General features: G+C 64.5%; 1 protein-coding gene. It reads right to left on the minus strand.

From position 1 onward, the window contains the following. On the minus strand, nucleotides 1-499 hold a 499-nt coding region (locus ACNQPL_RS26640; protein WP_416468387.1), incomplete at both ends, for a thiamine pyrophosphate-dependent enzyme.

Raw genomic sequence — 499 nt, forward strand, 5'->3', positions numbered from 1 at the left:
TCCACCGGGCAGTCGATCACGTGCACGCCCGGGGTCTTGATGCAGTGCTCGAGCAGCGGCAGCAAGCCTTCGGCGCTTTCCACACGGTGGCCATTGGCACCGTAGGCTTCGGCGTATTTGACGAAGTCCGGGTTGCCGTAGTCCAGGCCGAAATCGGTGAAGCCCATGTTGGCCTGCTTCCAGCGGATCATGCCGTAGCCGTCGTCACGCAGGATCACCACGGTGACGTGCATGCCCAGGCGTACAGCCGTTTCCAGCTCCTGGCTGTTCATCATGAAGCCGCCGTCGCCGCACACCGAAATCACTGGGCGGTCCGGGTACACCAGGTGCGCCGCCATGGCCGATGGCAGGCCGGCGCCCATGGTCGCCAGGGCGTTGTCGAGCAGCACGGTGTTGGGCTTGTGCGCCTTGTAGTTGCGGGCGAACCAGATCTTGTAGATGCCGTTGTCCAGGGCGACGATGCCTTCGGACGGCAGCACGCGACGGATGTCGGCGACCA

The sequence above is a fragment of the Pseudomonas sp. LFS044 genome (assembly GCF_047978245.1).
Lineage (GTDB): Bacteria > Pseudomonadota > Gammaproteobacteria > Pseudomonadales > Pseudomonadaceae > Aquipseudomonas.